Raw genomic sequence first — 17168 nt, forward strand, 5'->3', positions numbered from 1 at the left:
GCATGGCTGCGCCCCAGTACCCTCGGGTGGCGCAGGCGCTGAAATTCGCAAAGGATGTGGTGAAAGGCAAGGTGCCAGCCTGCCGCTACGTCGTGCTGGCATGCCAGCGCCACCTTGATGATCTTGCCGCCAGCAAGTCTGCAAAGTATCCCTACCGATTCAACGCCGCCGAGGCAGAAAAAAAGCTGACGCTCATCGAGCTGATGCCCCACACCAAGGGGGAATGGGCGTTCAAACGCCAACTGGTGACGCTGGAGCCATGGCAAAAGTTCGGCTTGGCTGTCACGTTTGGCTGGGTGAAGAAGAAAGGAGGTTTGCGCCGCTTTCGAGAGTCATATTGGGAGGTTCCGCGCAAAAACGGTAAGAGCGTTATCGCTGCGGGCGTGGGTATCTCCATGTTCGTGGCGGATGACGAGTTCGGTGCAGAGGTCTATTCCGGTGCGACGACAGAAAAGCAGGCTTGGGAGGTTTTCCGGCCTGCGCGCCTCATGGTTCAGCGCTCGCCCATGCTGGTCGAGCACATGGGCATCGAGGTGAACGCTCAGGCTCTCGCGCGGCCGGAAGACGGAAGCCGATTCGAACCCATCATCGGCAATCCGGGCGACGGAGCATCGCCGTCCTGCTCGATTGTTGACGAGTATCACGAGCACGATTCAGCCGCTCTCTACGAAACCATGCTTACCGGCATGGGAGCACGACGCCATCCCTTGATGTTCATCATCACGACGGCCGGCGCGAACATCGAAGGGCCTTGCTACGACAAGCGGCGCGAGGTCATTGAGATGCTGGAGGGCTTGGTCCCGGACGACGAGCTATTCGGCTGGATCTGGACCATTGATGACGGTGATGACTGGACTGACCCGGCGGTGTTGGCGAAGGCCAATCCGAACATGGGCGTCTCCGTCTATGCGGATTACCTCATCAGTCAGCAGCAACGAGCGATAAAGCAGGCGCGCTTCACCAATACATTCAAGACCAAGCACCTAAACCTGTGGGTGACGGCCAAGGCCGGCTATTTCAACATCCAGAAGTGGGAAGCGTGCAAGGACGAGACGCTCACTCTTGAGCAATTTGAAGGGCAAGGCGTCTTTCTGGGGTTCGACCTGGCGCGCAAGCTGGACATGAACAGCATGGCGCGTCTGTTCTACCGCGACATCAGCGGAAAGCGGCATTACTACTGCGTCGCGCCTCGGTTCTGGGTGCCGGAAGATACCGCAAACGACACCGATAACCGTCGGATGGCCGAGCGCTTTCAGAAATGGATCAATACCGGCCACCTTTACACCACTGATGGCTCTGAAATCGACTATCGGGACATTCACGCGGAAGCAATCGATGCGAATCGCCTCAATCCGGTCGAAGAGAGCCCGATTGACCCGAGCGGTGCTACCAATCTGTCGCACCAGCTGGATGACGAGGGCTTGACGCCAATCACGATTGTCCAGAACTACACCAACATGAGCGACCCCATGAAGGAGCTGGAGGCCGCAATTAACTCGGGGCGATTCCACCACGATGGCAACCCCATCATGACCTGGTGTATCGGCAATGTGATCGGCAAGAACCTGCCCGGTAACGATGACGTAGTGCGGCCGATCAAGCAGGGCAACGACAACAAGATTGACGGCGCCGTGGCGCTGATTATGGCCGTAGGCCGCGCCATGCTGGCCGAGCGAAGCGGTTCAGTCTTGGACAGCCTGACCGATGATGACATTCTGGTGATGTGATATGAAAAATCTGCTTATTGATGCGGCTGGCCTGGCTGGGTTTTGCTGCGTGGCGGCCGGGGTGTACGTCCAATTTGGCGCCGGCCCGGCATTGCTGGCTGCTGGAGCCCTGTTGCTTGCCTTTGCGCTGCGCGCAGCGGCCAAGGGGAAGCGATGATCCTTTCTTCGCTCTTTGAGGGCCGCAGTCTCGAAAGCCCCTCCGTTCCTCTCACGGGACAGAACCTGCAGGAGTATTTGCACGGTGAGGGCAAGCGCATTGCCGTGACTCCGGAGGCCGCTCTTTGCCTCTCGGCGGTGTACGCCTGCCATTACGTGCTGTCCAGCAACGTGGCGCAGCTGCCCGCAGTGGTGCTGCGCCGCCAGGGCAACCGAATTGAGCCGGCGACGGATCATCCTGCCTTTGATTTGATCCACTCCAGGCCGAACGACTGGCAAACCAGCTACAAGTGGCGCGAAACCAAACAGCATCACGTCCTTGGCTGGGGAAACGGCTACACGCGAATCGAGCGGCGCCGCTCCGGCGAGCTGCGTTCGCTGGAGTTCTGCTTGCCATGGGCCACCAGCCTGATAAAGCCGGCGGGGCGTTGGATATACAGCACGACGGACGAAGACGGCAAGGCAATGGCCGTCGCTCCGGAAGACATGGTGCATGTCCGCGCCCTCGGGTCGTCTGGCCGCATGGGCAAGAGCATCATTCAGCAGCATGCGGAAATGCTCGGGCTCGGCCTCGCCGCGCAGCGCTATGGGCGCGAATTCTTCGAAGGAGGCGGACGCCCGACGGGCATTCTGACGGTCAAGGGCGACCTCAACAAAGATACCTGGGGGCGGCTGCGAGAGTTCTGGACCAAGGCGGTAGCGCGGCTCATTCAATCGGAGAACAAGACGCTTTTGCTGCCGGCGGATCTGGACTACCGCGCACTGACGATCCCACCTGAAGCCGCGCAATTCCTGGAAACGCGAAAGATGAACCGCACGGAGATTGCGGCCATCTACAACGTGCCGGCGGACATGATCAACGACCTGGAGCGCGCCACCAATTCGAACATCACAGAGCAGAGTATCCGCTTTGTGCGCTATTCGATGATGCCGTGGGGTGTGAACTGGGAGCAGGAGTTGAATTGCAAGCTGTTCACGCCGGCGGAGCGGCGCGCGGGCTATTACGTGAAGCTGAACCTGGCCGGGCTGCTGCGCGGCACCCCCAAGGAGCGCGCAGAGTTTTATCACGCTGCCATCACTGACGGCTGGATGGATCGCAACGAAGTCCGCGCGCTGGAAGACCTCAGCCCCCGTGAAGGGCTGTCCGAGCTGCTCATTAGCGTCAACGCCAAGCCGGCCGCCGAGGTCGGAAAGCCGCCGGCAACCCCGCCGGCCGAAAGCCAATAGGGAATCCCATGAAAGACCTTGAAATGCGCACGCTGGGAAGCCAGCCGTGCGAGCTTCGCACGTCTGGCGAAGGAGAGGCGCAGCGCCCGCAGATCGCGGGCTATGCCGCCGTGTTCAACACGCGCAGCGCGCTGCTCTTCGGCACGTTCGTGGAGGAAATCGCTCCTGGTGCGTTCGATGACGTCATGGGCGATGACGTGCGGGCACTCTTTAACCACGATCCCAACTTCGTGCTTGGGCGTACCCGCAGCAATACGCTGCGCCTGGAGATCGACTCTCGGGGCCTGGCTTACACCATCGACCCGCCGGAAACGCAGACAGTCCGGGATCTCGTGCTTACGCCGCTTCAGCGCGGCGATGTGACCGGATCGAGCTTCGGATTTCGCGTAGCAGCGGACGGCGACGAGTGGCGCCGCGAGGGAGAAATCATCGTCCGGACGATCCACAGGCTGGCCGAACTGCGCGACGTGTCGCCAGTCACGTACCCGGCCTATGGCGACAGCCATGCAGCCCAGCGCTCGCTGGACAGCTGGAAGAAGTTGGCCCAAGGCGCCCAGGAACTGGCCGCCAAGGCTGTAAACGAGCGTCGCGCACGCGAGCGCTTCCTTGATCTGACCTCTCTTACCTCTATTTAATCGGAGTCAATATGACCCTTGCAGAACTGAAGCAAAAACGTGCGCAGATCGCTGCTGAAATGCGCACGTTCCACGAGGCCCAAGGTGAAAACGCCTGGGGTGACGAGCAGCGCTCCAAGTGGGACGGCATGAAGGCCGACCTGAAGAAGCTGGACGAGCAAATCCAGCGCGAAGAGGAGCTTCGCGATACCGAGCAGCGTTACGTCGATGACAACGCCGGCCAGCTGGCAGCTCAAGCCGCGGCGGCCGCCGGCCAGGGCACTCCCGAAGAGCAGCGCTCCCAGGCTTTCATCAAGTTCGTGCGCCAGGGCGCGGCCGAGCTGACCTCGGAAGAACGCAGGATGTTGCTGGAGGCCCGCGCCCAGGGCGTGACCGGCCCGGAAAAGGGCGGCTACACGGTTCCGACGACGTTCCTGGCCAAGGTGCAGGAATCCATGAAGCAGTATGGTGGCATCGCCAGTGTCGCGCAGGTGATGGTCACCGACGGGGGCAACTCCATCGAGTGGCCGACGAGTGATGGCACGAACGACGAAGGCGAGCTGATCGGCGAAAACACCGATGCCGGCGAAAAGGACGTGGAATTCGGCATGGACGCCTTGGGCGCCCACAAGCTGACCTCGAAGGTGATCCGCGTTTCCAATGAACTGCTCGCGGACTCGGGCATTGACATGGAAACCTTCTTGGCGGGTCGCATCGCCTCGCGTATCGGCCGTGCTGAATCCCGCTTGATCGTCATGGGCACTGGGACCGGAACGCCGGCCCAGCCCAAAGGCCTGGCTGCATCCACCTCCGTCGGCAAGCAGACCGCCGCCGCGGGTGCATTCACCTGGAAGGAGGTGAACGGCCTGATTCACTCCATCGACCCGGCGTACCGCAACGCGCCCAAGTTCCGCCTGGCGTTCAACGACACCACGCTGCAAGCCCTGGAAGAAATGGAGGACGGCAACGGCCGCCCGCTGTGGATTCCCGGCCTGGACGCCAGCGCGCCTGCCCGGCTGCTCAAGTACCAGTACGTCATCGACCAGGCCATTCCGTCGGTCGCGGCCGGCGCCAAGTTCATGTTCGCGGGGGACTTCGATCAGTTCATCCTGCGTCGCGTGCGCTACATGGTTCTCAAGCGCCTGGTGGAACGCTACGCCGAGTACGACCAGACCGGCTTCCTCGCCTTCCACCGCTTCGGCTGCGTGTTGCAGGACACCGCCGCCATCAAGGCGTTGCAGGGCAAGGCGGCCTAATCAACCTGGGGCGGGCTGGGAAACCGGCCCGTCATAACGCATGCTGGAACTGGATGAGATCCGGGAGCATCTCCGGCTTGATCCGGAGGACACAAGCGATAGCCTGCTCAATCGCTATCAGGGCGCTGCGGTCCGGCGCTTCGAGTCGAGGACAGGCCGCCAGCTGTTCCGAAATAAGGACGAGCTGCCGGACCCGGCTCCGGCCAACGCTGTTGTGCTGGATGACGATATTGCGCTCGCGCTGCTCCTGCTCATCGGCCATTGGGAAGTGAACCGAGAGGCGACGACTGATTTAAACCTGGCGGAAATCCCACTGGGATTTTGCGCTCTCGCGGATCCGTATCGCTGGTGGCCGGAATAAGGGGGGCGCGCAATGTTGAAAGCGGGAAAGCGCAATCGCCGCGTGGAGATATTCCGGCGTGGCGAAGAGCGCGATTTGGCGAATGACCCCCTGGAAGTTTGGGTAAAGGTCGGTGCCGCTTGGGCTTCGATTCGCTACGTGTCCGGCATTTCGGCGATCAAGGCCGGGGCGGAGCAGGAAGTGAAGAAAGCCAGTATTCGGATTCCCTATCGGCCAACCGTGGCGATGGGGATGCGTGTCGCGCACGGCACCGACGTCTATGAGGTCGAGGCAGTATTGCCTGACGAAGAACGCAGAAAGCACGTTGATCTGGTTTGCCGAAAGTTGGCCGAGCGCGAGGTCTCCTCATGAGGTCCACCCGGCAGCATCGAGCGAACTCGATGGCGTTTTCGTTTGAGGGCGATATCGAGAATCAGGTGTCCGCGTTCTTTGACCGGATAAAGCAGGAGGCCATTCGGCCCGCCGCGCATGCGATGGCCATCGTGCTGTATGACGAAATGCGGGCGCGGGTGCCTTTCCGTCTCGGAAAGCTGCAGGCCGCAATCTATCGCTGGTTCGATGAGAAGGTCTCGGGACCAGATAGCAAAACCTACATCGTTGGGGTCAACAAGGCGAAGGCGCCTCACTGGTGGCTCGTGGAGCATGGGCACTGGCGCCGCTACGCCGTGCGGCAGGCTGAAGATGGTGAGTGGATCACCCTGAAAGATCGGCCACTGAAAGTGCCCGTATTCGTTCCTGCGCAGCCCTATTTGCGGGTGTCGGTGGATGCGAAGCTGAAAGATGCGGTTGCGGCAGGGCGCCGGCGCCTAGCCGAGAAGATAAAGGAGATTCAGCATGGTTGAAGCTCTGATCGTGCAGACCCTGGGCCCGATTTTTGGAGGCCGGGTTTATCCAGACGCGGCCGAAGGTGATACGCCGATGCCATTTGCGATCTTCCAGCAAGTTGGGGGCGCTTCGTTGGTGTTTGTGGATGGAGCGTTGCCGGACAAGCAGAACGCCCGGATGCAGATAACGGTCTGGGCAAAAGGTCGAGCGCAGGCCTCCGCGCTGATTGGCGCGGTGCAGGCGGCATTGTGTGCTGCACCCGTGTACGCCATGCCGCTCGGCGCGCCAGTAGCACGTCGTGACGAAGAAACCGGGTTCAAGGGCGCAGAGCAGGACTTCAGCGTTTGGTACGCACCATGACAACTCCCAATGTACTAGCCGGCGCAACGGTGGCGCTGTGCCCGGATGTGCCGGCAGCGCTGGATGCTGCGGCATTCGGTGCGCTGCCATTCAAACAGGCCCGAGGGGTTCGAGTGTTTGGCGCTCTGGCTTCGCAGTACCAAACCGTTGCCTATCAACCCATCGGTTCCAAGGTGTCGTTTCTTCGCCGGGTGGCCAGGGCGCCGCAATCGCTGCAACTGGACCTCTATCGGATTACTGACGCCGGGCAAGACCTTTTGCGTAGCGCTATCGCGGAGGACCGGCCATACAGCTTTCGCATCGACGTGCCTCGGCTCGGCTCGCATTACTTCGTGGCGAAGGCCTCCAGCCGTTCGCTCTCTGGCGGTACGGGGTCAGACCTGGCCGGCCTCAGCGTGACGCTGGAGCTTGAAAGCCCCGTTATCGAGCCGGCGTAGCCCAGCCGCACAAATCAAACCTATGCCCTCTCTTGGGCACATCCCACAACCCGCCTCGGCGGGTTTTTTTTCGTCCCTTGATAGGAAAAAAGCCTATGGCTGTCTCTCTCCCCAACGGCGTGATTCTTTCGCTCGCCACCGCCTACGGCGTGTCGAAGTCGATCACGGCGATTACCAACGCCAATCCCGGTGTCGCGTCCAGCGCTGCGCATGGTCTGACCAATGGCGCGCTGATCGAACTGAAATCCGGCTGGCAAAAACTGAATGAGCGAATCCTGCGCGTCGCCGACTCGGCCGCGGGCACGTTCGCCCTGGAAGGCGCAAACACGCTTTCCCCGATCCAGTTTCCGGCGGGCACCGGAAACGGCTCCTTCCGGGAAATCACGTCGTTTACCCAGATCACCCAGGTTCTGGAAACGTCGACGTCCGGCGGCGAAATGCAGTTCGCCACGTACAGCTTCCTGGAAAACGACTTTGAAGCGCAGATCCCGACCCAGGCGAGCGCGCAATCGCTGGCGATCACCATCGCTGATGATCCGACGCTGCCCGGCTACAAGGCGCTGCAAGCGGCCGCCGAGCTGCGCGAGGTGCGCGCCCTGCGCATCGCGTTCCCGAATGGCTCGGTGCTGCTCTACAACGGCTACGTCTCGTTCAACGAAACGCCCTCCATGACCAAGGGCGAAGTCATGGGCGTGCAGGCCACGTTCTCCCTGCTGTCCCGTCCCGTCCGTTACGCGGCCTGATCGCAGGCCCATACCAGTCCGTCGAGCCGCCCCGTGTGGGCGGCTCCTCCAATTCACCTTTTCAAACGATCTACCTGGAAACTCATATGGCCACCAAGACCAAATTCACTCTCAACCCGAAACCCACTTTCAAGAAGAAGGTGCCCCTGCCGGTCCCCGGCGACGGCTTCGAGAATGTGGAATTCACGTTCAAGCACCGTTCCCGTGACGACTTCAAGGAGTTTCTGGACGGGCTCAAGGATCGGCCCGACGATGTTGAGCTGCTGATGGACATCGCCAGCGGCTGGGAGCTGGAAGATTCGTTCGACGCCGAAAACATCGGGCGCCTGGTGCAGGGATACGTCGGCTCGGCCCGTGCCGTGCTGGGGACTTACATCGAAGAGCTGTCCAAGGCCCGCGAGGGAAACTGAGGGCGCTCGGGGCCGCGCTCTATGCGAAGGGGCCTGATCCTAAGGAACTGGCCGCCTTCGGCTTGACGCCGGAGGATGTGGCGAGTGATCCCGTCGAAATCTGGCCCGAGCATTTGGCAGCGTTCGAACTCTTTGTAGCGCTGCGCTCGCAGTGGCGCATCGGCATGGCGGGTGCTACCGGCCTGGATTATGCCGTGATGTTTCACAAGATGGATCGTATGGGGCTCACGCCGGAGCGGTACGAAGAGTTGGAAGAGCAGATGCGCGTCCTAGAGCATGCCGCGCTTGACGAAATGAGCAAGGAGTAGCCCGCCCGTGCGGGCCTTTTTATTGGAATTGCCATGACTAATGTGATTGCTGAGGGCGTAGTTGCCGTAACCGGAGACGCCTCCGGCCTGACGGCGACAATGGCCGAGGTGACGGAGGCGACCGGCAAGGCCAAGAAGTCCATTTCTACGCTCGGCCGAGAAGCGTCCAGCGAGATGGGGAAGGCTGCGGAAGCCGGGGCGCAGGCGGGTCGCAAGCAGGAGCGGGCAACGCAGGCGCTCATCAACCAGATTGAGCGCCAGATTGCCATTACCAGCGCCGGTGCCCGTGGCACGGCCTCCTACTATGCCGAGTTGGCAAAGCAGCGCGGAATCGATGCCGATCAGCTCAAGCCCTACCTGGCCCAGTTGGATGCGCTGACCAACAAGCAGGCCCAGGCCAAGGCCGCTTTGCTTTCGACTACCCCGGCCGTAGATCAGCTGGGTATGTCTGCGAAGGCCACTGCGGCGGCGATGCGTGGCGTGCCCGCGCAGTTCACAGACATTATCGTGTCCTTGCAAGGCGGCCAGCGCCCCTTGACCGTGCTGATGCAGCAGGGCGGCCAGCTCAAGGATATGTTTGGCGGGATCGGCCCGGCTGCGCGTGCCATGGGAACCTATATCGCCGGACTTGCGAGCCCGTTCACATTGGCCGCAGGCGCCGTGGCGCTCCTGGGGGCGGCGTATTTCAAGGGCTCTGGCGAATCCCAGGCGTTCAATCGGGCGGTCATCGAGACCGGCGCCATCGCGGGCGTGACGGGCGGCCAGTTGCAGGCTATGTCCCGCCGGGTTGGCGATGTAGTCGGCACGCAAGGCAAGGCCGCGGATGCGCTCCAGCTGTTCAGCCGTGAGGCGAAGGTGGGCGCCGCCAATATGGAGCTGTTCGCCGCCGCGTCCGTGCGCTGGGAGACGGCAACCGGTGCGGCCATCAAGGACACGGTTGAGAACTTCGTGGAGTTGGGCAAGGCGCCGCTGGAGGCCGCGCTCAAGCTCAACGACGGCATGAACTTCCTGACGGCTTCCACTTATGAGCAGATCCGGGCGTTGGAGCGGCAGGGGAAGACTGCTGACGCGGCGGCGGTTGCGCAGAAGGCATACGCGGACGCGCTGAATGACCGCGCCCCGAAGTTGTCCGAGAACCTCGGCTATCTCGAACGCGCCTGGAAGGGCGTGCGCGACATGGCGGGCAAGGCCTGGGACGCCATGGCGGACGTCGGGCGCCCGGCCACTGTCGAGGACGTGATTGGCAAGAAGGAGCGGGAGGTTCGTGCGCGTCAGGACAATATTCGGCTTGCCAGGGAAAGCGGGGCCAAGATCTCCGCTCGCGAGCAGAGCGCTTTGGAAGCCGAGCAGATGGAGTTGGCCGCCTTGCAAGCGAGCGCCGCAGCCGCGGTGGCTGAGGCGCAAGCGCAGGCCGAGCGTAAACGGGACGTTGAGCTCGCGAAATATCGGGCCGACTACCTTTCGGATGCGGGCAGGACCAACAAGCCGCAACAACGCCAGTTGGCGATCGATCAGGAGGTGGCGGCATTTCGCAAGGCCACCGAACGATTGAAGGAGAACACAAAAGAATACCGCGAGGTATACACGGCTCACCAGGTTGCCTTGGCCAAGATCGACAAGCAATTCGAGGACAAGGACGGCGATAAAGGCCCGTCTGGTGCGGAGTCGGAAGCCGCTCGTTTGCGCGCCCGCATTGCTGAAGAGCAGGCATTGGCGACCGAGTTGGGTCAGCGCGGCCTGCAGACCAGCAAGCTCAATGAGTATGAGCGGCGCTCTGCAGAGATTGGCGAGCTTCTGAAAGGGAATCTCAAGTCACAGGTGCGTGCCAGCTTGGAGCGAACCAAGGCGCTTGCCGACGAGGCCGGGGCGTTGGTCCGTGCCAATGCGGCAACGAAGGGCTTTCAGGAAGAGCGCGAAAAGTACTACACCGCTCTGGAAGAGGGCGTTTCTAAGATCGGCCAGGAAGCCCAGGCGGTGGAGGACCAGGTGTCCACCTACGGCCTGAGCAAGGCCGCGCTGGAGGCGTTGACCATCGCACGCCTGGAAGAACGCAAAGCCGCTTTGCAGGGCTTTGACGGGGCCGAGCGTGAGATTGCCCTGATTGAGCAGGAGATCGAGGCTCGGAAGCGTTTGGGCCAAGCGATCCGAGCCAAAGACGTGAAGGACGCCCAGAAGAAGGCGAATGACGAAATGGCGCGCGACTGGGAGCGCAGCGTTGACAAGTACGGCGACGTGTTCCGTCAGGGCTTCGCCGATATGATGAACAACGGCAAGGATGGCTGGAAGTCGTTTACCAAGTCGCTGACGACCACGTTTAAAACGACGGTTGCCGACCAGATCTATCGAATGTTCGCCCAGCCTTTCGTGGCGACCATCTTCGCCAATGTTGCGGGCGTGATGGGGGCGAACGCCGGGGCCAGTGGCCTTTCGGCGCTGGCAGGCGTGGGCGGACAGGGCGGGCTCGGTGGTGGCTTGGGGTGGACGGACGCCTTTAGCGTGGCGCGCGCGGCATATGGTGCCCTGACCGGGGGATTTACCTCCACGCTCGCATCCGGCATTTCCTCCATCGGCAGCGCCATTGGTTCCACCGCGGCTCAGCAATTCGCGCTGGGCATGACCGGCCAGGGGGCCACCTTGGCCGCCGGTCTGGCGGGCCCGACCACGGCCGGCAGCACGGCAGCAACCGCCGGCTCGATGATGTCCAGCGCGATTCCTGTCGCTGGCTGGATTGCCGCTGGCATGTTGGTCAATCGCAGTCTGTACCGCGCGGGCTGGGATGCCGATAACGGCACGATGGCGCCGATTGCCAAGTACAACCCCATAACCGGGCCGTCTCTGTGGACGGATAAGGTGCTGCGTTCTGTGGGGATCAGCGGTGAGTGGGCGTCGATGCTTTCCGGGTCGTCCATCATTGCCCGTGCGTTTGGGCGCGGCCCGAAGGAGTACGACGATACAACGATGGTCGGCGACTTCAGCACGCTCGGCTTCACTGGCTACACCTCAACGCCTTGGAAGCAAAAGGGCGGGTGGTTCCGGAGCGGTCGAAGCGGGATGGATGCCAGCGGCCTTGATAGCCAATTCATGGATGACGTTGGCGCGGCGTTCGACCTCATGAAGTCGAACGCCGCCAGCTTGGCGCAGGCTGTAGGCGTTTCGGCGGATTCGTTGGGAACCTATACCGATCAGTTCCGCATCACGTTGACGAAGGACGCAGAGGAAAACCAGAAGCTGCTGGAAGAGGCGCTGGCGACCATCGGCGAGAACATGGTTCGGTCATTGGTGCCGAATATCGCCGAGTTCTCCAAGGAGAACGAGACCGCCTCGCAAACGTTGCAACGCCTGGGCGCGAATCTCGGCGCCACCAACCGTGGGCTGAAGCTGCTGGATCTCAGCCTGTACGACGTATCCGTGTCTGGCGCTGCTACTGCATCGAAGCTTGTGGACGCCTTTGGCGGCATTGACGCCATGAGCCAGGCGACCGCGCAGTATTACCAGCTCTATTACTCGGAGGCGGAGCGCGCCAAATTGAGCCTGGCGGACATGGCTGATTCGTTGCAAGGCCTGAACATTGCCATGCCCAACACCATGGAGGAATTGCGCTCCATGGTCACGGCGCTGGACCTGACGACCGATGCCGGCCGCAATGCGTATGTGGCGCTGCTGGCTATCGCACCCGAATTTGCGGCTGTGATCGAGGCAACGACGCGGAGAGGCCAGGAAGCGGCCGACCGGATGCTGGAGGCCTTCACGGGCCGCGGCGGACTGACGCCAGCGCTGGATGGTGCAGCCCTGAAGGCGCTATTGCTGCGGGATTCCATGGCCCAGGTTGGGGAATCCACGGGGCAGATTTCGTTGCTTTTCCTGGATCTCGGTTCGGGACTGCTGGACTTCACCAGCACCAGCGGGCAGCTGGGCGACTCGATGACGGGCGCTCAAGAGGCTGGCATGTCGCTGGTCGAGCAGATGGAGGCTCTGCGCGCTGGTGTGGGCGGGACCGTTACCGACTTCACCGGCCTGGCTGAAGCGCTCAAGGGGGTGGATACGGATGTTTTCGTGGCCACCATGACGGCAGCGTTTGAGCAGCTCGGCGACCGGATGCGGTCGATCCTGGACAGCATTGCGAACGAGCGCATTGCTGTGCGGGACGCAGCTCGGCAGATTCTCGATCCCACGCCAATGTCCCCCGAGGCGATTAGCCAGGGCATTCAGGCCATCAAAGCCGACTTGCCAAGCAATGCGGGCTTGCTGGCGGCTGGCGCGAAACTGAATGCGGCTGACGCCCTCAGCGCGCAACGGATGAGTGATCGGAACGCAGCCGAAAAGGCGTATGACGGCGTGAAGTCCTCGCGCGAGTCGGCCGACAGCAATCTGGCCTCGGCCCAACAGCGAGCGGCCGACGCACAGGCGTGGCTTGAAAAACTGAACTGGGATATCTACGCGCCCAAGACGGTTGGCTACAAGAAGGACAACTGGAAGGAGCTGGACCAGGCGCGGACCATTGCGCAGGCGCAACTTCCGGCGGCTCAAGCGGCCTGGGAGGAGGCTGTTGCGGCATTGCGTGCTGCTGAAGCTGCAGGCGCTGCGGCGCCGTCGTACGAGGAAGTTGCACGCTTGCAGGCCGAGTATGCGGCGTCCGTGACGGCTGCGGCCAGCGCACAGGCGGCGGCGACTGAGGCGGCGGTTAACGCGAAGTCTCAGCAGACGGCGTACGCGGACGCGCTGCAACAGTTTGCGCTGGATGCAGGAAAGTCGGTCAGCAAGCTGGGCGAGCTTCGGGCGGAGACGCTGCGGTACTACGAAGCCCAGAAGGCCCTGGCCGATCTCCTGGCAAATGGCGCGGCAGGCCTGCGAAAGACGGTGAAGGATTACCGGATCAGCCAGCTTTCGCCGGAAGAGCAGTTCACCCAGATGCAGGGCGATTACGCCAAGGCATACGCGAAGGCAATGGGGGCGGACGGCGAGGAGTTGGCCGGCTTTGCCGATGAACTGAACGGCATGATGCTGCCCATGCTGGAGGCTGCCAAAAGCGCCTTCTCTTCGGATGAGCAGTATCAAGCCTTCGTTGCCACCGCGCTGGCGCGTGCGGAGGCGGTAGCGAGCCGCATGGATTCGGTCACGCCGAAGGACTACCAGCAAGACAGTCTTGATCTCCTTGCGGAAATCGACGCCAAGTTGTTGGAGTTGGAGAAGTCCGCGCTGTCCGGCGATCAGGTGTTGACGAATGCCATTAACGCGGCTCGGGATGCCACGGTCAACGGCCTGCGGCAAGTCGTCAACGCTTTGACGGGCCGGCCGGTCGCGGCATTCGCCAAGGGCGGCGATCACGCCGGCGGTTTGCGGCTGGTGGGCGAGAACGGCCCGGAGCTGGAAGTGACCGGCCCGTCTCGGATTTTCAGTGCCGAGCGGACCCGCGCAATCTTGGCGGGGGGCGGCGATGAGCAATCGTTGGCCCTGATGCGTGCGTTGTTGGAGGAGCAGAAAGCCTTGCGGGAAGAAGTGAAAAACCTGCGAATTGAGGCACGAGCGACGGCCAGCAATACCGGAAAGACTGTACGGCAACTAGACCGGCTTGAGTCGGACGGCGTGATTGTCCGGCCCGATGCGGCTGAGCCTTTGCGAGTGGAGGTATCGAGCGCATGAAAGTAATAAAGCCGGTTTCCATTGGACGAGATCAACTGATCTCGTCCAGCGTTGCCGAAGATGACTACCCGGCCTACGTTCCGACTACCGATTACGCGGTTGGTGCGCGGGTGGTGTACCAGGCGCAAGTCTTTGAATGCGTGCAGACCCCGAACGTAGGGAATACGCCGGGGGCGGCGCCCTTGTACTGGACGCTGGCAGGACCAACCAATCGCTGGGCCATGTTTGACAGCGAAGTCAGCACACAAACGGTCGGCGATAGCCCGCTGCAGGTGGTTGTCCGCCCGGGGCTGGTCAACAGCCTGGCCCTACTCGAACTCGTTGGCACGAGGGTGACGGTTGTTGGCCGGGATGGTCCGGGCGGCCCGGTTCTGTACGAGACGGAGCGCGCTTTAGAGGGCTCGATAGTCACCAACTGGTACGAGTACTTCTTCGAGCCGTTTTCTCCGCTGTCTGAACTTGTGCTGACGGATCTGCCGGCATACGGAAGCCTGCACCTGGATGTGTCGATCTTCGCGCCAGGCGCCGAAGCGGCTTGTGGCGCCATGATCTGCGGCACCGCCTACTTCATCGGCGACGCCGAGTACGGCGGCAGCGTGGGGATTGTCGACTACAGCCGTAAAGACACGTCTGAAACAGGAGTCACGACGTTCCGCCGTCGACGCTTTTCGCGGCGAATGTCCACCCGTCTGTGGCTGGAGACAGCACGGTTCGCCGCTGTCTATCGGTTGCTTTCTGGGCTTCGTGCCACGCCCTGCGTCTGGATCGGTACGGATGCCGAGGGCTACGGCCCGCTCACGATTTATGGGTTCTACAAGGACTTCTCCATCGACGTCGCATACGAAATGGTGAATTTCTGCAATCTTGAAATTGAAGGACTTACCTGATGGCAATCACAAGTTTGCCGACTCCGCCTAGCCGGAGCGATCCCGAGAACTTTGCGGAGCGGGCGGATGCGTTCATGGCCGCGCTGCCGCGTTTCGCCGATGAGGCCAACGCCTTACAGCAGGATGTGACGCAGTCGGCTGAAGATGCGGACAATGACGCGAGGGCCGCGGCATTGAGCGCGAATGCCGCCGAGGTGGGGCGGGCCGCCGCTGCATCGTCGGCAGATGCAGCATCATCGTCGCAGCAAGGCGCCAGTCAGAAAGCGGCAGAGTCCCGGGACAGCGCAACTCTCGCGCGGCAATGGGCTACGAAGCTGAATGAGCCGGTAGACGCCGGCGAGTTTTCCGCCAAGCACTACGCGCAGCTCGCTGCTCAAGGGATGGGGCTCCCGATCTTCCCGCCCAGCGCGATTCCGACGACCAATGTAGGCGACATCCACGTTAGCGGCATGGGCGCGATGTGCTGGGACGGAAGCCGTTATGTCGCGGTCCGGTATGGCCACGGGCAATGTCGGTTCTTGTACGTTAGCCCTGCTCAATGCATCTTGCGACCCTACAACGGCGACAAGGTGATCGTGAACGGGGTCACGCGCTCCATTCCCGCCGCAGGCGTATCGATCGCCAACACCGCTTTGGAAGGCCCCACGGGGACCACTAACTACATTTACTTGTACGACAACGCAGGCACACTCACCTTGGAGGCTTCGGCAACCGGGCACTCCACCCATACCAACGGCGTGGAGATTAAGACGGGGGACGCGACACGGACCCTGGTGGGTGTGGCGTTCAAAGACAGCGTCAACTTCATCAACACGGCGGCCGTGCGCGGCGTGGCGTCGTGGTTCAACCGGTACTACACGAAGGCCCAGGCCACCAACTTCAACACTGGCACCGCTTCCACGACACCTGTGCAGGCGATTGGCAACGTCTACGTGTGGACGTGGGCTGGTGAGGGTACGACATCGACAATCAACGGCCGGACCTTCGTGAGCACAGCGGGGGCCTCTGCGTATACCTACCTGTACGACGACAACAACAACTCGTGGTCTGCTGCTGCTACCAGCGTTTCCGCCAACGCCGCTGTCCCGGTCACCTTGATTGTGCCCATTGAGAACCGAACCGAGGGCTTCCACAGCCTGTCGACGTACCTGTCAGTGTCAGGCGGGGGCACCTCCAATTGTGCCCTCACGCAGTTTATTCAGGCGCATTCATAATCGAGGACCCACCATGATAATCGGCCCCTCTTTCCCATCTGAACTGGCTGCCGCAGGGCTCTTCGGCCTTCCATTCTCATGGTCTGAAAATGGCATCAACTTTGGCGATATCACGAACCTGGACGGCTCCGTGACGATTAACACGGCCTTGTCGCCAGAGGACAGGATCGCAATCGAAGCGGTCCTTGCTGCGCACGACCCGACTGCGCCCGCGCCTGTTCCCGTTCCGGAAGCGGTGACGAAGTATCAGTGCTGCGTGGTGCTGGCGCGCCATAGCCTGCTGAGCGTGACAAATGAGTTTTTCGCGGCCATGGCTGCGGACGACCCGCGCCGTCTGGCATGGGAAATGGCCTCCACGGTCCATCGGAACAGCGAAAGCACGCTGGACGCCATCGCACATCTCGGGCTATCCGAAGCCTTGGCTGATGCCATGTTTATCGAAGCTGCGAAGGTCGAATAGATCGACTTCGCTCGCAAACCGCCCGCCATTGTTGGCGGGCTTTTTTTCGTCCATACGGGAGGCAATCATGCGCACCGTTTACAGGAGCAGTGCAACTATGGAACCGGGTTCTACGGGGCTGGGAGGCCTCGCGGCCTTGAAGGTCGCAATGGCGTATGGGGTGCCGGCCGCAATCGCCGCGATCCTCGGGCTGCTGATCATGCCGCCACGGACGGCGCGGGAGTTCACCGTCCGCACCGTTTCGACCGTCGCATGCTCGTTTATGTTCGGCCCGGCACTCGCCGGGGCGGTGATCGCGTGGAAGCCGGGGCTGATGGATGCCATGACCTGGCTTGCACATCACGGGGCCGGCAGTGACGACGCGTTGCTTGCGAAGTTCTACGTGTTGGGGCCGAGCATGTTGCTGGCTGGTCTTCCTGCATGGTGGGTGTTAGGCGCGTACATGCGGTGGATGTCGCGTATGCGTGATCAGGGCGTGCTGCCGTGGCTGGATGAGGTTCTGGCGCGTTTGCCGTGGCGCCGGCCTGGCGGGAAGGGTTGATC

General features: G+C 62.0%; 18 protein-coding genes. All 18 read left to right on the forward strand.

The features are described from left to right. Positions 1-2: 2 nt before the first annotated feature. The 18 genes from ABE485_RS06250 to ABE485_RS06335 all read left to right on the forward strand — a co-directional run bounded on the left by ABE485_RS06250 (position 3) and on the right by ABE485_RS06335 (position 17166). Positions 3-1727: a terminase large subunit gene (locus tag ABE485_RS06250; RefSeq protein ID WP_346514245.1), complete on the forward strand. Its 1725-nt coding sequence runs from the start codon at positions 3-5 to the stop codon at positions 1725-1727. Position 1728: 1 nt separating this feature from the next. Next, on the forward strand, positions 1729-1884 hold the full coding sequence (locus ABE485_RS06255) for a hypothetical protein (protein ID WP_346514246.1): 156 nt from the start codon (positions 1729-1731) through the stop codon (positions 1882-1884). Further along, positions 1881-3110, forward strand: a complete 1230-nt coding sequence (locus tag ABE485_RS06260) for a phage portal protein (RefSeq protein WP_346514247.1) — start codon at positions 1881-1883, stop codon at positions 3108-3110. The genes ABE485_RS06255 and ABE485_RS06260 overlap by 4 nt, the downstream gene beginning before the upstream one ends. A gap of 8 nt (positions 3111-3118) precedes the next feature. Continuing rightward, positions 3119-3745, forward strand: a complete 627-nt coding sequence (locus tag ABE485_RS06265) for an HK97 family phage prohead protease (protein WP_346514249.1) — start codon at positions 3119-3121, stop codon at positions 3743-3745. An 11-nt stretch (positions 3746-3756) separates the two neighbouring features. Further along, positions 3757-4980 carry a phage major capsid protein gene (locus tag ABE485_RS06270; protein WP_346514251.1) on the forward strand — a complete coding sequence of 408 codons (1224 nt, stop codon included), beginning with the start codon at positions 3757-3759 and terminating at the stop codon, positions 4978-4980. Between the two features lie 40 nt (positions 4981-5020). Beyond that, positions 5021-5341: a head-tail connector protein gene (locus tag ABE485_RS06275; RefSeq protein ID WP_346514252.1), complete on the forward strand. Its 321-nt coding sequence runs from the start codon at positions 5021-5023 to the stop codon at positions 5339-5341. Positions 5342-5353: 12 nt separating this feature from the next. Beyond that, positions 5354-5692: a phage head closure protein gene (locus ABE485_RS06280; RefSeq protein ID WP_346514254.1), complete on the forward strand. Its 339-nt coding sequence runs from the start codon at positions 5354-5356 to the stop codon at positions 5690-5692. A gap of 29 nt (positions 5693-5721) precedes the next feature. Continuing rightward, a complete protein-coding gene (locus tag ABE485_RS06285; protein WP_346514255.1) occupies positions 5722-6183 on the forward strand; it encodes an HK97 gp10 family phage protein in 462 nt (153 codons plus the stop codon). Further along, entirely contained in the window at positions 6176-6526 is a 351-nt protein-coding gene (locus tag ABE485_RS06290) for a DUF3168 domain-containing protein (RefSeq protein WP_346514256.1), read from the forward strand. Before ABE485_RS06285 ends, ABE485_RS06290 begins: the two co-directional genes overlap by 8 nt. Continuing rightward, entirely contained in the window at positions 6523-6963 is a 441-nt protein-coding gene (locus ABE485_RS06295) for a hypothetical protein (protein WP_346514257.1), read from the forward strand. The genes ABE485_RS06290 and ABE485_RS06295 overlap by 4 nt, the downstream gene beginning before the upstream one ends. 95 nt (positions 6964-7058) lie before the next feature. Further along, positions 7059-7706 (forward strand): phage tail protein, encoded by a 648-nt coding sequence (locus ABE485_RS06300; protein WP_346514258.1) that lies wholly within the window; start codon positions 7059-7061, stop codon positions 7704-7706. 86 nt (positions 7707-7792) lie between these two features. Next, positions 7793-8116 (forward strand): phage tail assembly chaperone, encoded by a 324-nt coding sequence (locus ABE485_RS06305; protein WP_346514259.1) that lies wholly within the window; start codon positions 7793-7795, stop codon positions 8114-8116. Positions 8117-8178: 62 nt separating this feature from the next. Continuing rightward, positions 8179-8424, forward strand: coding sequence for a DUF1799 domain-containing protein (locus tag ABE485_RS06310; protein ID WP_346514261.1), 246 nt, complete (start codon positions 8179-8181; stop codon positions 8422-8424). Positions 8425-8457: 33 nt separating this feature from the next. After that, on the forward strand, positions 8458-14064 hold the full coding sequence (locus tag ABE485_RS06315) for a phage tail length tape measure family protein (RefSeq protein WP_346514263.1): 5607 nt from the start codon (positions 8458-8460) through the stop codon (positions 14062-14064). After that, a complete protein-coding gene (locus ABE485_RS06320) occupies positions 14061-14951 on the forward strand; it encodes a hypothetical protein (RefSeq protein WP_346514265.1) in 891 nt (296 codons plus the stop codon). Before ABE485_RS06315 ends, ABE485_RS06320 begins: the two co-directional genes overlap by 4 nt. Positions 14952-15025: 74 nt before the next feature. After that, on the forward strand, positions 15026-16165 hold the full coding sequence (locus ABE485_RS06325) for a hypothetical protein (RefSeq protein ID WP_346514266.1): 1140 nt from the start codon (positions 15026-15028) through the stop codon (positions 16163-16165). A gap of 13 nt (positions 16166-16178) precedes the next feature. Beyond that, entirely contained in the window at positions 16179-16625 is a 447-nt protein-coding gene (locus tag ABE485_RS06330; protein WP_346514267.1) for a hypothetical protein, read from the forward strand. A gap of 97 nt (positions 16626-16722) precedes the next feature. Then, the gene (locus ABE485_RS06335; RefSeq protein WP_346514268.1) at positions 16723-17166 is read left to right on the forward strand and encodes a hypothetical protein; all 444 of its coding nucleotides are present in this window, start codon (positions 16723-16725) and stop codon (positions 17164-17166) included. Positions 17167-17168: the final 2 nt, after the last annotated feature.

It is taken from the genome of Achromobacter spanius (genome assembly GCF_039673305.1).
Taxonomy (GTDB): Bacteria; Pseudomonadota; Gammaproteobacteria; order Burkholderiales; family Burkholderiaceae_B; genus Achromobacter; species Achromobacter spanius_F.

Excerpts from the sequence above, each read along its gene's own strand:
- ABE485_RS06255 (WP_346514246.1), top strand. The coding sequence starts at position 1,729 with ATGAAAAATCTGCTTATTGATGCGGCTGGCCTGGCTGGGTTTTGCTGC.
- ABE485_RS06290 (WP_346514256.1), top strand. The coding sequence starts at position 6,176 with ATGGTTGAAGCTCTGATCGTGCAGACCCTGGGCCCGATTTTTGGAGGC.
- ABE485_RS06250 (WP_346514245.1), top strand. The coding sequence starts at position 3 with ATGGCTGCGCCCCAGTACCCTCGGGTGGCGCAGGCGCTGAAATTCGCA.
- ABE485_RS06295 (WP_346514257.1), top strand. The coding sequence starts at position 6,523 with ATGACAACTCCCAATGTACTAGCCGGCGCAACGGTGGCGCTGTGCCCG.
- ABE485_RS06315 (WP_346514263.1), top strand. The coding sequence starts at position 8,458 with ATGACTAATGTGATTGCTGAGGGCGTAGTTGCCGTAACCGGAGACGCC.
- ABE485_RS06330 (WP_346514267.1), top strand. The coding sequence starts at position 16,179 with ATGATAATCGGCCCCTCTTTCCCATCTGAACTGGCTGCCGCAGGGCTC.
- ABE485_RS06325 (WP_346514266.1), top strand. The coding sequence starts at position 15,026 with ATGGCCGCGCTGCCGCGTTTCGCCGATGAGGCCAACGCCTTACAGCAG.
- ABE485_RS06300 (WP_346514258.1), top strand. The coding sequence starts at position 7,059 with ATGGCTGTCTCTCTCCCCAACGGCGTGATTCTTTCGCTCGCCACCGCC.
- ABE485_RS06275 (WP_346514252.1), top strand. The coding sequence starts at position 5,021 with ATGCTGGAACTGGATGAGATCCGGGAGCATCTCCGGCTTGATCCGGAG.
- ABE485_RS06280 (WP_346514254.1), top strand. The coding sequence starts at position 5,354 with ATGTTGAAAGCGGGAAAGCGCAATCGCCGCGTGGAGATATTCCGGCGT.
- ABE485_RS06270 (WP_346514251.1), top strand. The coding sequence starts at position 3,757 with ATGACCCTTGCAGAACTGAAGCAAAAACGTGCGCAGATCGCTGCTGAA.
- ABE485_RS06260 (WP_346514247.1), top strand. The coding sequence starts at position 1,881 with ATGATCCTTTCTTCGCTCTTTGAGGGCCGCAGTCTCGAAAGCCCCTCC.
- ABE485_RS06305 (WP_346514259.1), top strand. The coding sequence starts at position 7,793 with ATGGCCACCAAGACCAAATTCACTCTCAACCCGAAACCCACTTTCAAG.
- ABE485_RS06265 (WP_346514249.1), top strand. The coding sequence starts at position 3,119 with ATGAAAGACCTTGAAATGCGCACGCTGGGAAGCCAGCCGTGCGAGCTT.
- ABE485_RS06285 (WP_346514255.1), top strand. The coding sequence starts at position 5,722 with ATGGCGTTTTCGTTTGAGGGCGATATCGAGAATCAGGTGTCCGCGTTC.
- ABE485_RS06320 (WP_346514265.1), top strand. The coding sequence starts at position 14,061 with ATGAAAGTAATAAAGCCGGTTTCCATTGGACGAGATCAACTGATCTCG.
- ABE485_RS06335 (WP_346514268.1), top strand. The coding sequence starts at position 16,723 with ATGGAACCGGGTTCTACGGGGCTGGGAGGCCTCGCGGCCTTGAAGGTC.